The sequence below is a fragment of the Brevibacterium sp. FME37 genome, from assembly GCF_014897485.1.
Classification (GTDB): domain Bacteria; phylum Actinomycetota; class Actinomycetes; order Actinomycetales; family Brevibacteriaceae; genus Brevibacterium.
Window position 1 is genome coordinate 11,725 of record NZ_JABUYE010000009.1, and the last position, 13,581, is coordinate 25,305.

The following is a 13,581-nucleotide window of genomic DNA, read 5'->3' on the forward strand; positions in this document are numbered from 1 at the left end:
CGCCCACAACCAGTCCCCTCGAGACCGATCGTGGGCGCCGACGCTGGCTCAGCGGAAGGAATAGGCCTGCTCCGCGTGTTCGAAGGCGTCGATGCCGGCAAGCTCGTCTCGCGGATCGATGCGAAGGCCCATGGTCGTGCGCAGCACGAGGGCAATGACCAGGGTGACGCCTCCTGCATAGACCAGAGCGACCACGGTGGCCGCGATCTGTGACACGAGCAGCCCTGGGCCTCCGCCGTGGAAGAGACCGGCCGCAGAGTTCGCACTCGGGACGGCGAAGAGTCCGATCAGCACGGTACCGATGACCCCGGCGACCAGGTGAACGCCGACGACGTCGAGCGCATCGTCGTAGCGCAGACGATTCTTCGCCTCGACGGCCAGGACGGCGCCCGCGCCCGCAGCGATTCCGATGATGATCGCCGCATAGGGTTCGACGTTCGCGCAGGCAGGGGTGATGGCCACCAAGCCGGCGATGGCGCCGGAGACGCTGCCGATGCTGCTGGGCCGGGTGGCACGGATCCGTTCGATTGCGATCCAGGTGACCAGTCCGGCGGCCGGTGCGATGAGAGTGTTGATCCAGATCAGGCCCGCCTGCTCGATCGTCGAGGCGGCTCCCCCGTTGAATCCGAACCACCCGAACCACAGCAGTGCAGCACCGAGGACGGTGATCGGAATGTTGTGAGGTTTGTGCGGTGTCGAGAAGCGGGCACGACGTCCCATCACGACGACCAGGACCAGTGCCGAAACGCCCGCGTTGATGTGCACGACGGTGCCGCCGGCGAAATCGATCGCGGTCCCCACGACGCTGCCGATCGCACCCTTTTCGCTGAGAAGCCCATCGCCCCAGACCATGAACGCCAGGGGACAGTAGACGAACGTGACCCACAGTGCGGCGAAGACCAACCAGGTGGAGAACTTCGCACGATCGGCCACAGCTCCGGCGATGAGTGCGATCGCAATCATCGCAAAGGTGGATCCATAGCCGATGGAAATCAGGGTCTCGGGCTGACTCGCGACCGCCTCGGCGAGGCCGATCTGCGAGAGCGGATTGCCCACCATCCCGGCCAGCGAATCACCGGAACTCAACCCATAGCCGAAGAGGACCCAGACGAGACCGGCCACGGCCATCGCGGAGAAGACCATCATCATCATGTTGATGCTCGAGGTGATTCGGGTCATTCCGCCGTAGAAGAAGGCGACCCCCGGTGTCATGAGCAGGACCAAGCCTGCCGCGATCATCATCCACACGCTTACCGCATCGAGTTCCATATCGTCTCTTCCACGTCATCGCCGGCTCCGGTCGAGCCGAACAATGACAGTGTCTATGACACATGTCACCACGGTGAGTCAGTCATGTTTCCAGCGTGTGACACCCGGGTTCAGTCGAGGAGAGCGTCGACGAATCCCTCGGCGGTGAATGGCGCCAGATCGTCGGCACCTTCTCCGAGGCCGATGAGCTTGACCGGAACTCCGAGCTCACGCTGAACGGCGATGACGATTCCGCCCTTGGCAGTGCCGTCAAGTTTCGTCAGCACGATGCCGGTGATGTTGACCGCCTCGGCGAAGACCTTGGCCTGCTGCATGCCGTTCTGCCCGGTCGTGGCATCGAGGACGAGGAGCACCTCGTCGATCTCGTGTCCCTCACCCAAGGGACGCGTGGCCACACGCTTGACCTTGCCGAGCTGGTCCATCAGGCCGATCTTGTTCTGCAGGCGTCCGGCGGTGTCGACGAGCACGACATCGGTGCTGTCCTGCTTACCCCTTTCGACGGCAGAGTATGCAACGGAAGCAGGGTCGGCTCCTTCTTCACCGCGTACGGTCTCCACGCCGACGCGATCGCCCCAGGTGGCCAGCTGTTCGGCCGCAGCAGCACGGAACGTATCGGCAGCACCCAGCAGCACACTCTGGCCTTCGGCGACGAGGACGCGAGCGATCTTGCCCACGGTCGTCGTCTTGCCAGCACCGTTGACACCCACGACGAGCATCACAGTGGGGTCGCCGTCGGTGCCGGTGGCGGCCAGTTCACGATCCATAGAGGGATCGACGAGGTTGATGAGTTCTTCGCGCAGCAGTTCCCTGACCTGTTCCGGCTCACGGGTGCCGAGGACCTTGACGCGTTCGCGCAGACGGTCGACGAGTTCGGTGGTCGGATCGACTCCGACATCGGCGAGGATGAGAGTGTCCTCGATCTCCTCCCATGTCGATTCGTCGAGAGTGTCACGAGACAGCAGGCTGAGCAGTCCGCGTCCCAGGCCTGAGTTGGACTTCGCGAGGCGCTCGCGCAGGCGGACCAGTCGGTTCGCAGGTTCGGTGGGAACTTCGGAGCCGCGGGTGGCGGCCTTCTCCTTGGCGATGGCCTCGGAGGGCTCGCCGACCTCCCCTTCACCGGTGACATCGGCGTCGATGCTGCGCTGATCCCGCAGACCCTTCCTCTTGGCGTTGACGCGCAGGGTGAAGCCCAGGCCGACGACCAGAATGAAGACGACGGCTGCGACGATGAGCAATACGATCGGCTGATCCATGGACGTACGTCCTCCTTTGATTACCTTCGTCGGCCCCACGCTCTCACGCGGCGACCGCCAGTTGAGGGTGCTGTGCGCCTGCCGTTGCGCGCATCGGTTCCAGACCGGTGTCGCGTTCAGGTGGCCCGCACTCAGGCGCCCCACTGTCTCGGGGCACGTGGATGATGTTGTGTTCGGGTCAGGAACCTCGGCTGCCGAAGAGCAGACCGGCTGTGGTTCTCCACCCTGTGCCGGATTCCGGAATCTTCCAATGACGGGTGCGCGGCCTCACTGTCAGCAGTGATGGCGCGGCGTGCCGGCGCGGCTGCGGCCTGAGCACGTAGGAATGGTCTCGGATCGCGGTGACGGCGGCCTGTTCCCGAGTCGCCAGATGGGAGGTGCCATCATCATGTCCGAAGAATTCGTGGACCTCATCGTCATACCCGGTCCATTGGCCCGGCAGTCGAAACCGCTGCACATCGGATGAGTACTTCAGGCGGCCTTCGGCCCTCAACCCGGGCAGTGCGACGAGGAGGACGACGATGAGTGCCAACGCGAACGATACGGCGAGTCCGACGATGACGACGAGTACTGCATTCATGTTCTCGAGTCACCCCGTGATTCAGCCGACTCGGCCATGGACGTCTCGCTCCTCAAGCTTTTTGACAATGCTTCCCTGTCCCCAAGTCTATCGTCCAAACCCACAACATTTGTGTTCGGGGGCCGTGAGCCTGTTGGAGAATTCCCTGGGACTCCCCTGGACGTCTCTGCCGAATCGGTCTCTGGCGGGCGGTTGCCGCTCATGGAATCCGCTGCGAGATGACCTTCGACACACCATCACCATGCATCGTCACCCCGTAGAGCGCGTCGGCGATCTCCATCGTGCGCTTCTGGTGCGTGATGACGATGAGCTGAGAGGAGTCCTGGAGCTCCTCGAACACGGTCAGCAGGCGAGACAGGTTGAGATCGTCGAGTGCCGCCTCGACCTCGTCCATGACGTAGAACGGACTGGGCCTGGCCTTGAAGATCGCAACCAGCATGGCCACGGCGACCAGTGAGCGCTCACCGCCGGAGAGCAGGGAGAGTCGTTTGACCTTCTTACCGGCGGGCCGGGCGTGGACATCGACGCCGGTCGTGAGCATGTCATTGGGATCGGTCAGGCTCAGGGATCCCTCGCCGCCGGGGAAGAGTCGGGAGAAGATGTCTTCGAATTCGCGAGCGGTGTCCGCATAGGCCTCCGAGAAGACGCGTTCGACGTGCCGGTCGACCTCATCGACGAGCTTCATCAGGTCTTTCCGGGAGGACTCGATGTCGGTGATCTGCTTTTCGAGGAACTGGTGTCGCTCCTTCAGCGCTTCGTATTCTTCGAGCGCCAGCGGGTTGACGGTTCCGATGCGCTTGAGGGCAGCGGTTGCCTGCTTGTGACGCTTCTCGACCTCGGCTCTCACGTAGGGTCGTTCTTCCTCGCTCTCGTCGAAGGCGGGCACAGGGGTATGCGGACCGTAGAGTTCGACCAGTCGTTCGAGCCCGAGGCCGGTCTCTTCCCCCGCCCGGTTCTCGATCTCTTCGAGCTTAAGTCGGAACCGTTCCTTTGCGAGTTCGGCTTCGGCCGCCATGTCCTTGAGTCGTTGGAGTTCTGTGCGCGTGGTGCCCAATTCTTCGCCGAGGTGGCCCTTCTCCTCGCGCAGCTGCCCGCGCTCCTCGACGAGGACCTGGATCTGGGAGCCGAGTTCGGACACCGTCGTCTCCGCGAGGGTGCTCGCGTTCTGTGCGGTCTCGACGATGAGCAGCGCCGAGGCGGCTGCTCTGTTCTTGCGCACAATCGTCCGCTGCGTCTGCTCACGTGCAGTCTCCTCCGCCGTTGCCTGACGCAGCAGGGAATCAACACGGTCGGAGAGGAACTGTGCCCGGTCCGTGGCTGCCTTGTGGCTGATCCGAGTCTCGATGACGTCTTCAGAGGACTGAGACACCTGCTGGCTGAGCTCGTCTCGGGCTGTGGTGTCGACGACCTCTTCGACGTCGTCTGCCCCGGCGAGTGCGGATTCGGCTGTGCGGGCCTCACTTTCGGCGGTCTCCAGCCGTGTCTTCAGTTCTACTTCGTTGTCCTTGGCCCGCTGCAGGCGAGTCTGGGCGGTGGTGATGTCGCCCGTGATTCGCGAGACCTCTTCCCCTGCGGCCATGATCGCCGCGTCCGAGGCATGCAGTTCCGCAAGGGCCGCGGCGGCCACTGTCTTCGCCTCGACGAGTTTCGCGTCGACCCGATCGATGTCGGCGTCGATGCGGCTCCGTGCCTGCTCCAGTTCGGTGATTGAGGTACGGGTCTCTTCGAGCGCGGTCTGTGAGGACAGACGGGCGCCCGAGGCGGTGCGGGCCCGACTGACCCGGGTGGCGGTGAGGATCTCACCGTGCACCGTGACGGCGGTGAGTTCGGGGTGGGCGTCGATGAGGGACAAGGCGCTGTCAGCGTCATCAACGCACACGACCGCCTCCAGCGCAGAGTTCAGAAGTTCGGTGAGTTCAGGGACGTCGCTGCTGACCACGTCGGAGAGCCACCGCGCGGCCGCCCCACCGTCCGCGGTCGGGCTGAGGGTGGGCAGGCTCTTCGACTCGCCGCTCCTACCGGCGATCCCACCAGCGGTCCCACCAGCGGTCCGACCTGTTCTCGTCCCGGCAGGGATCGTGAGGTGGACATTGGTGTCCTCGCCGAGGTGGTCGAGGACTGTCAGTGCCACCCGACCGGAGTCGACGAGCACACCGGAGACCGTGTTCGACAGGGCTGCCGCCACAGCCATTTCAAATCCGTTGGCCACGCTCAACCGTTCGGTCACGGCCGAGCCGACCCCTGGCAGATCGGCGTTGACGATGTCTTCGAGGTCGGCTTCCAACGCGGTGCCCAGAGACAGGGCCTCCGCGCGGGCCTGGGCCGAGGCGAGTTCTGACGCGGTCTTCGCCTGCTGTGCTCGGAGCTCGTCGAGTTCGGTCTCCAACGCGGTCTGGGCGTCTTTCGCGGATTCGTATTCCGTGTCGAGTTCGCTCTCGCCTGCTTCCACGCCTTCCACAGCTGCCTCGGCGGTGCTCAGTTCTTCACGGCGTTCGGCGATACGGGCCGACGCGGTGTCGATCTCTGCCCGGTTGGATTCGATTCTGGAGGTGAGGTCGCTGATGCGCTCTCGCGCCTGGGAGCTCTTGGACTGCAGTGCCGAGCGGTTCTTGATCGCCTCGGTGATGGCCAACTGGGTCGCCTTGACCTCGTCTTCGGCCTTCTTCAACGCCAGTGCGAGTTCTTCTTTTCGCATCTGGCTGCGATCCAGTGCCACCGCGGATTCCTCCACTGCCTTCCGCGCGGCGCCGAGTTCCTGCTGGTGGTGCTCGGCTTGGGATCTCAGCTCTTCCGGCGACTTCGATTCCCGTCTGCCCAGGCTTGCAACCTCGGAGAGCAAGTGTGAGCGCTTGTCCTCGGCGCGCTGGGCAAGTCCTCTGGCCCGGACGATCTGGGTCTGTGTCCGCGATTCGGAGGTCCGCAGGTTCTCCAGCTCGGCATCAAGGGTTCCCAGACGTGTTTCGATCTCCTGCAATCGCGCCTCTGTGCGGGATCGCCGATGCTCGAGGTCACCGATCCGGTCATTGCCGTCTTCGCCCTCAACCGTGGAAGACGAGGCCAGTGAGGCCTGCAGGCGCACGGTGTCATCAGCCAACAGCCGTGCTGCGGAATCGCGCAGTGTGGCTTGGACGGTGGCGGCTTTCTGAGCGGCCTCGGCCTGTCGCCCCAGCGGCCCCAACTGTCGATTGAGTTCAGTCCGCAGGTCGGACAGACGATCAAGGTTCGTCTGCAGACCGGTGAGCTTGCGGACGGCTTTGTCCTTGCGTCTGCGGTGTTTGAGGACGCCGGCGGCCTCTTCGATGAAGCTGCGGCGCTCGATCGGGTCGGCGTGCAGAATCGCGTCGAGGCGCCCCTGTCCCACGATGACGTGCATCTCTTTGCCCAGACCGGAGTCGTTGAGCAGTTCCTGGATGTCCAGCAGTCGTGCCGGTGTCCCGTTGACGGCGTATTCGCTGCCCCCGGTGCGAAACAGGGTGCGCGAGATCGTGACCTCGGTGTAGTCGACGGGAATGGCTCCGTCGGTGTTGTCGATGGTCAGGGCCACCTCGGCGCGGCCCAATGCCTGTCTCTTCGAGGTCCCGGCGAAGATGACGTCGTCCATCTTTCCGCCGCGCAGATTCTTCGCGCCCTGCTCTCCCATCACCCAGGACAAGGCGTCGACGACGTTGGACTTGCCGGAGCCGTTGGGGCCGACAACACAGGTGATGCCCGGCTCGAATTTGAGAGTCGTCGCCGAGGCAAAGGATTTGAATCCTCGCAGAGTCAGGCTTTTGAGATGCATTGTCCATCCAGCATATCGCGAAGGAGTTCCTGCAATACTCCGATCTTTTGATAGAGTGTTCCCTCGTGCGCCGAAATCGGCGCCTATCCTCCGTAGCTCAGTTGGCAGAGCATTCGACTGTTAATCGAAGGGTCGCTGGTTCGAGCCCAGCCGGAGGAGCGGATCGAGGCCTCGTCGTTAGCGACGAGGCCTCGTCCTTGCCCGGGCAGAATCAATCATCGTCGCACCGGCGAAAGCTCGGCCCGCCTCGCATCTCACCTGAGAAGATCGCATCTCATCTGAGGAGATCATCGGTGTGAATCGACAGGAAACTGACAAATCGGGCTATTTCTAGGTAAGCACATCGTAATACCGCCCGATGACTATCAATGCCGTCCATGAACAGGAAGGAGCGCCGACTGGGAATGGTCGCGAACCTATTGCGGCCCAGCTGATCGGCTAGCGTCCCTATGAGCAGTGAATTAACTAAGACTCAGGAGCTGATCAAGCACCTGAAGAATCCGACCACCAAACAGAGGCCCCTGATTCGCCAGGGAGTCGACAAGGTGGTCTTCTTCACAGCCGGCATCCTCGCAGTTGCATTCGTTGTCTGGGGCTTCATCTCTCCAGAGAGCCTCGGTTCTGTCGCGGGCACTCTGCTGACCGGTGTCATGGACAACTTCGGCTGGCTCTTCGTCATCGCCGCCACGGTCTTCACGATCTTCGTCATCATCGTCGCCTTGTCCAAGTTCGGGCGCATCCCGCTGGGCAGGGACGATGAGAAGCCGCAGTTCAAGACTTCGTCGTGGATCTCGATGATGTTCGCCACCGGCATGGGCATCGGTTTGGTCTTCTCCGCTGTCGGTGAGCCGCTGTTCTTCTACATGTCTCCTCCCCCGGCGACCGTTGATGGTTCCACGGCGGAGGCGATGGGCACCTCGATGGGAACCACGCTCTTCCACTGGACCCTCTACCCCTGGGCCATGTATGCCATCGTCGGACTCGGCGTCGCCTACGGCTCCTTCCGTCTCGGTCGCTCCCAGCTGTTCTCCTCGATGTTCACCCCACTGTTCGGCGAGCGTGCCGTCAACGGCGCCGGCGGCAAGGTCATCAACATCCTCGCGATCCTCGCGACGCTCTTCGGCTCCGCCTGTTCGCTCGGTCTCGGCGCGATCCAGATCGGCGGCGGCATCGAATCGGCGGGCATCATGTCCCACGTCTCTTCGCCGATCCTCGTCATCATCATCGCAATCCTCACAGCTGCCTTCGTCGCTTCGGCCGTGTCCGGTGTCGAGAAGGGCATCCAGTGGCTGTCGAACATCAACATGGTTCTCGCGATCATCGTCGCCCTCATCGTGTTCATCGGCGGGCCGACACTGTTCATCCTCAACGTGATCCCATCCTCGATCGGCTCGTTCATCGAGGATCTGCCCCAGATGGCCTCGCGCACCGCGGCCAACGGTCAGGGCGTCAATGAGTGGCTGTCCTCGTGGACGGTCTTCTACTGGGCCTGGTGGGTCTCCTGGTCGCCCTTCGTCGGCCTCTTCATCGCCCGTATCTCGCGCGGCCGCACCGTGCGTCAGTTCGTCACCGGCGTCCTCATCGTCCCTTCCGTCGTGTCGACCATTTGGTTCGCGATCTTCGGCGGCGGTGCCATCGGCATCCAGGAGCGTGCCGAACGCGGCGAAGGAACTGTCAAGGCACTGGCGAAGGTCGTCGACGGTGAGCCGGACATCAACATGGACACGATCCTCTTCGACCTCCTCGGCGCGCTTCCGCTGCCGAACCTCATCGCCATCATCCTGATGATCGTCACGGTCATCCTGATCGCGATCTTCTTCGTCACCGGCGCCGACTCTGCCTCGATCGTCATGGGCACGCTCTCGGCCAACGGTCGCGAAGAGCCAGGACGAGGTCTTGTCCTGTTCTGGGGTGTGGCCACCGGTGCTGTGGCCGCGGTGATGCTCCTCGCCGGAGGTGATGACCCCGCCGAGGCGCTCGAAGGTCTGAAGAACATCACGATCGTGGCGGCATTGCCGTTCGTCATCGTCATGCTGCTGCTGTGTGTGGCGGTGTGGAAGGACCTGTCCCGAGATCCGCTGATCATCCAGGGGCAGCTGGCCGACCACATCCTCGAACAGTCAGTCGCCACGGCCGTCGACGAGTACGACGGTGAGGTCTTCGGACTCGACACGTCCGAGTTGCCTGCCGAGGAGATCGCAGACGACGAAGGCACGACCTCCACCGACGACGAGGCGGGTGCTGAGTCTTCGTCGAAGGGTGATTCCTCGAAGTCCGGTGACACGTCCGGTGAGGAGGGTTCCAAGTACCGCATGCGCTGATTAGTCCCAGAAACCGAGCCGAGGGCCGGGTATCACTCCGAGAGGAGCGGTACCCGGCCCTCGGCAATTCCCTGGGCTTCCTGCCCCAAGAGGGTCACATTCGAGTCAGGGTCACATCCCGAACAGGGTGGGAATCGCGATCGGTCCCGTCCCGAAGGCGGTGATGACCGCGGCCAAGACCAGCAGAAGCAGGTCGTACTCCGGACCTCCGGCCGAGACCCAGTACTTCGAGTGCCATCTGAACACGTGCAGACAGGTGGTGATGAGCATCAGGACGATCACTCCGATTCCGGCCCACTGAGCGAGAACGCCGGAGGCGAAGGATGCCGCCGCAGTCAGTTCGGCGATGGCGACGAACCACGCGGTCGGGACGTTGAGCCCGTCGTTCTTTGCGAAACCCGGAATGTCCTTTGCCTTGACCCAGAACTCGCGGACGAATGCCGCAGTGAGCAGCGCCCGAACGAGCAGGAGGACAATCCCGCCGATGAACGTTGGAATTGTGAACATGTCTGTTCCTCTCTGAACATCCACCGACCTGGCGTTCGCTTGTCCCGAGTCTACTCACACTGCTGACGGGCTCCAGCGACTCTTCGGCTTGATGCGCCAGCGCCGCAGTCGTCGGCACGCGGCTAGCGGTAGCGCGGAGCGTTCTGGCAGTTCGGGCAGAAGTGGCTGCCGCGTCCGCCGATCGTCATCTTCTCGATCTCGGTCCCGCAGCGCACACATTCCTGGCCACCGCGACCGTAGACCAGCAAGGCCCGGTCAAAGTAGCCGGATTCTCCGTTGACGTTGACGTAGAGCGCGTCGAAGCTGGTCCCACCCACGGCCAGCGCATCGCTCATCACCCGCGCCGCAGAATCGAGGACAGCAGCCAGGCGTGACTTGCGGGTGCGAGCGGGAATCGCCAGAGGGTGGATGCCGGCTCTGAAGAGAGCTTCATCGGCATAGATATTGCCGATTCCGCTGACCAGAGACTGATCGAGCAACGCTGATTTGACCACCGTCCGCTTGCGGGAGAGCTGCTCGAGAGCCAGACCGGGTTCGAATGCAGGCTCCAGCGGGTCGGCCGCAATGTGATTCGCCGAGGCGGGCACGAGCCGACCGTAGGCGTGCACTAGGGGCTGAACGCCCAGATGGCCGAAGATCCGTTGGTCGACGAAGCGCAGCTGAAGGCTCTCACCGTCGGTCTCGGATCCGGCGCTGCCCCGTTCGAGCCGGAAGATGGCTCGCGTGTGCTTGTGGATTGAGTCATTCGCGTTGTGCACGCGCAGCTGCCCGCTCATGCCGAGGTGGACGAGCAGACTGAGTTCAGGGGCAGCCGGTTCGGCCGACTGCCCAACGCCGGGGTCCTCCCCCAACGTCAGCCACATGAATTTTCCACGACGTTCGGCACCGATGATTCGCCGACCGGTGACGGCTGCGACGAACTCTTCGGCTGCGGAAGCATCGATGCGACGCTGTGACGTCGTGCCGAGTATTCGGGGATCGATCACCTCGGCGCCGGTGATGGTGGTGCCGGCAGTCCATTCATGGACGCCCACACGGACGCTCTCAACCTCGGGCAGCTCAGGCATCAGGAACTCCTTCGAGCTCTCACGCTCAGAGCGGGGCTACGAGGCCCCGCCACAGCTATGTTCAGCGAGTGTAGTCCGGGTAGATGGTGCGGATGGCCTTGACGGCGACTTCCGCGGCGGCGGCTTCCGCGTTCTTCTTCGAGGAACCGTCTCCGGAGCCCCAACCGTTGGAGCCCAACAGCGCTGTGGCGGTGAAGACCATGGCGTGGTCGGGTCCCGAGGACACGATCTCGTAGCTCACGGCGCCCAGATCAAGGTCGGCCGCTGCTTCCTGCAGGGTCGTCTTAAAGTCCATTCCGGCACCGAGGTTCACGGCGTCGGAAAGCATACCGTCGATGAGACGGTGAACGAAGGCGAAGGCCTCTTCACGTCCGCGGGCGACGAAGGTCGCACCGATGAGGGCTTCGACGGTATCGGCGAGGATCGAGTCCTTGTCGCGACCGCCGGTGAGCTCTTCGCCCTTTCCCAGGAGTATATGGGGGCCGATTCTGTGTCTGCGCGCGATCGACGCCAGTGCTTTGGTGTTGACCACGGCGGAGCGCATCTTGGCCAGTGAACCTTCGGCCAGGTCCGGGTTGTCGTAGTACAGCGACTCGGTGGCCACGAGGCCCAGGACGGAATCGCCGAGGAATTCGAGGCGTTCGTTCGTGGGTATGCCGCCGGCTTCGAAGGCGAAGGAGCGGTGAGTTAAGGCGAGACGAAAAGTCTCGGGATCAATATCGATCCCGAGACTCTTCTGCAGTTCTGCTGTGGTGTCAGTGTCCACAGGTCAGACGTCAGCGACCTTGCGTCCCTTGTATTCAAGGAACAGCGGGGTGCCGGCTGCGTCTTCGACAACTTTGGCCTGGTGAGGGCGCGAGTACACAACGCGACCGTTCTCCACAGTCTTGACCAGGCTAGGCGCCTGTGCCTTCCACTGCGAACGACGGTGGCGGGTGTTGCTGCGCGACAATTTACGCTTTGGAACAGCCACGTCTAGCTCTCTTTCTTCTCATCCAACAAACTCTTCAATGATGCGAACGGCGAATCCGATTCACTGTCATCGACCTCAAGATCTTCACCGAGGGTGAAGCTGAACTCTTCGCTCCGGTCCTTTGACGGACTGAAGGGCAGAGCCATGACGACAGCATCTCTGATTGCGGGCTCGAGGTCGAGCTGATCGCGATCGATGACATAGGAATCCTCGTCGCCATCGGCCTGCTCATAGACATACATCTCTTGGATGTCGACATCTATAGGCAACTCGATTTCGTCGAGAGTCCTTACATCTTCGCCGCGGGCCACTGTCGAGACTGTGCCCGACACGTAGATTCCCTCCGACACGCTTTCGAACATCAGCTCGAGTGTCAGTGGTGAACCTTCGGCGACCCCGATCACTTCGATCTTGAGATCCGACGGAGCAGACAGGGTGGTGTTCACCCGTTCCCATTCACCAGGATGACCGAGCAATCCCATCGACCTGAGATCGTAGACGAACTCAGACTGCTTCTTCATGCTCACTCCTCCTTTACGTGATTGAGGATGCTTACTCCTGCGTTCACACGCGACTCACCATTCTAGTCATCATCGCCGGTCATTACCAATCGAGCCTGTGCGGATGCGCGGGTGTTCCTGGTCACCATTTCTCGTGCTGGTTGCGCCAGGTGACGCCACCGGCGACTAAGAGCAGTGCCCCGGAGATCGTGAACACGATTCCGGATCCGGCAACGATGGTGAGCAGAGAGGCCGCCGAGGGGATCGCCACCTGACTGAGTCGGTTGCCCGCAAGTCGGATCGAGAGGACTGCGGCCCGGTTGGCCGGGTCCGACAATGTCGAGACCCAGGTCATCGTCAGCGGCTGGGTGAGCCCGAAGCAGAACCCGGAGGCGAGCAGCAGGATCGCCAGCGCCCACGGTTGGGTGAAGACAGGGATGAGGATGATGCAGACCCCTGCCAGCGCCGAGGCGGTCCACAGGAGCGAGAGATTGCGCCATCTGCGGGTGAGCTGTCCGATGATGAGTCGTGAGATCACCGAGGCGAGTGTGCGCAGGGTCAGCAACCAGGTCACCGTCGTCACCGACAACCCGTTCTGCTGTCCGATGAGCGGCAGGTAGGCCGTCATCAGGTCGACGGCGGCCAGGGTCGTCATTGATGCGAGGATCGCGGGCTTCATGCCCCGGATCGCCAGCAGAGACAAGGGGGTTCGGGCGTCTTTGGCCGCATCAGCACGGGAGACGTGCGGGGTGCGACCGCGGAGCATGACGATGACTGCGGCGACCAGGGTCAGCGCGGAGACCCCGGTCATGAACCACAGGGCGTTGACGATCTGCGGCGCACCATCGGTGGCGCCGGCGATGGCACCGGCTACGGGCAGACCGATTGTCTGTCCGATCGAGACGCCGAGGGTGAGGTAGCCGAACTTCGAGGTCAGCGCCGAGGCGGGAAAGCTTTGTGGGATCAGCGCCTGCGACGCGACCGTGGTCAGCAGCTGCCCGAGCCCCAGGCACATCGTGGCGATGAGAAGCATGCCGAGGTTGGGCGCTATCGCTGCGAGCCCGACGGGCAGGATCGAGAGGATCGTTCCCGTCCACAGCACAGCGGTGGCGTATCCGCGGTCGACGAGCCGGCCCACAAGGAGCGCTGTGATCAGCGGCACGAGTGAATAGCAAGCGGTCATGAGACCGAGGACGACCCCGCTGCCGCCCAGCTCCAGGGTCCGGTAGGAGATGAGGACGCGCACGCCGTTGTAGGTGGCATGTGCGATCACGGTGTGGAAGATGAGACCGAGGAACCACGCCCGAGACGAGGAAGAGGGAATCGGCAT

Annotated in this window: 11 protein-coding genes and 1 tRNA gene; 2 read left to right on the top strand and 10 right to left on the bottom strand. The window is 63.0% G+C overall.

What is annotated here, in order from left to right; genetic code table 11:
- Nucleotides 1–48: 48 nt before the first annotated feature.
- From INT29_RS11730 to smc, 4 genes are all read right to left on the bottom strand, one after another.
- A complete protein-coding gene (locus INT29_RS11730) occupies nt 49–1,269 on the bottom strand; it encodes an ammonium transporter (RefSeq protein ID WP_193071731.1) in 1,221 nt (406 codons plus the stop codon).
- A 110-nt stretch (nt 1,270–1,379) separates the two neighbouring features.
- Nucleotides 1,380–2,522: a signal recognition particle-docking protein FtsY gene (gene ftsY / locus INT29_RS11735; RefSeq protein WP_101571270.1), complete on the bottom strand. Its 1,143-nt coding sequence runs from the start codon at nt 2,520–2,522 to the stop codon at nt 1,380–1,382.
- A gap of 178 nt (nt 2,523–2,700) precedes the next feature.
- Nucleotides 2,701–3,102, bottom strand: a complete 402-nt coding sequence (locus INT29_RS11740; RefSeq protein ID WP_009885107.1) for a hypothetical protein — start codon at nt 3,100–3,102, stop codon at nt 2,701–2,703.
- 199 nt (nt 3,103–3,301) lie between these two features.
- Nucleotides 3,302–6,883 carry a chromosome segregation protein SMC gene (gene smc / locus INT29_RS11745; protein WP_193071732.1) on the bottom strand — a complete coding sequence of 1,194 codons (3,582 nt, stop codon included), beginning with the start codon at nt 6,881–6,883 and terminating at the stop codon, nt 3,302–3,304.
- 86 nt (nt 6,884–6,969) lie between these two features.
- On the opposite strand from smc, the gene INT29_RS11750 reads away from it, so the two are divergent.
- Nucleotides 6,970–7,042: transfer RNA gene (locus INT29_RS11750), tRNA-Asn, on the top strand.
- A gap of 290 nt (nt 7,043–7,332) precedes the next feature.
- Entirely contained in the window at nt 7,333–9,204 is a 1,872-nt protein-coding gene (locus INT29_RS11755; RefSeq protein WP_226841905.1) for a BCCT family transporter, read from the top strand.
- A gap of 111 nt (nt 9,205–9,315) precedes the next feature.
- Here the strand turns inward: INT29_RS11755 and INT29_RS11760 are convergent, their stop codons facing one another.
- The 6 genes from INT29_RS11760 to INT29_RS11785 form a co-directional block, all read right to left on the bottom strand.
- Entirely contained in the window at nt 9,316–9,711 is a 396-nt protein-coding gene (locus INT29_RS11760; protein WP_193071733.1) for a DoxX family protein, read from the bottom strand.
- Nucleotides 9,712–9,833: 122 nt separating this feature from the next.
- Complete coding sequence (mutM, locus tag INT29_RS11765) at nt 9,834–10,778, bottom strand: bifunctional DNA-formamidopyrimidine glycosylase/DNA-(apurinic or apyrimidinic site) lyase (RefSeq protein WP_101571276.1); 945 nt, start codon at nt 10,776–10,778, stop codon at nt 9,834–9,836.
- Nucleotides 10,779–10,839: 61 nt separating this feature from the next.
- Entirely contained in the window at nt 10,840–11,544 is a 705-nt protein-coding gene (gene rnc / locus INT29_RS11770) for a ribonuclease III (protein ID WP_193071734.1), read from the bottom strand.
- Nucleotides 11,545–11,547: 3 nt separating this feature from the next.
- Nucleotides 11,548–11,751, bottom strand: coding sequence for a 50S ribosomal protein L32 (gene rpmF, locus INT29_RS11775; protein WP_009885115.1), 204 nt, complete (start codon nt 11,749–11,751; stop codon nt 11,548–11,550).
- Between the two features lie 2 nt (nt 11,752–11,753).
- The gene (locus INT29_RS11780) at nt 11,754–12,272 is read right to left on the bottom strand and encodes a YceD family protein (RefSeq protein ID WP_101571280.1); all 519 of its coding nucleotides are present in this window, start codon (nt 12,270–12,272) and stop codon (nt 11,754–11,756) included.
- A 121-nt stretch (nt 12,273–12,393) separates the two neighbouring features.
- A complete protein-coding gene (locus INT29_RS11785; protein ID WP_193071735.1) occupies nt 12,394–13,581 on the bottom strand; it encodes an MFS transporter in 1,188 nt (395 codons plus the stop codon).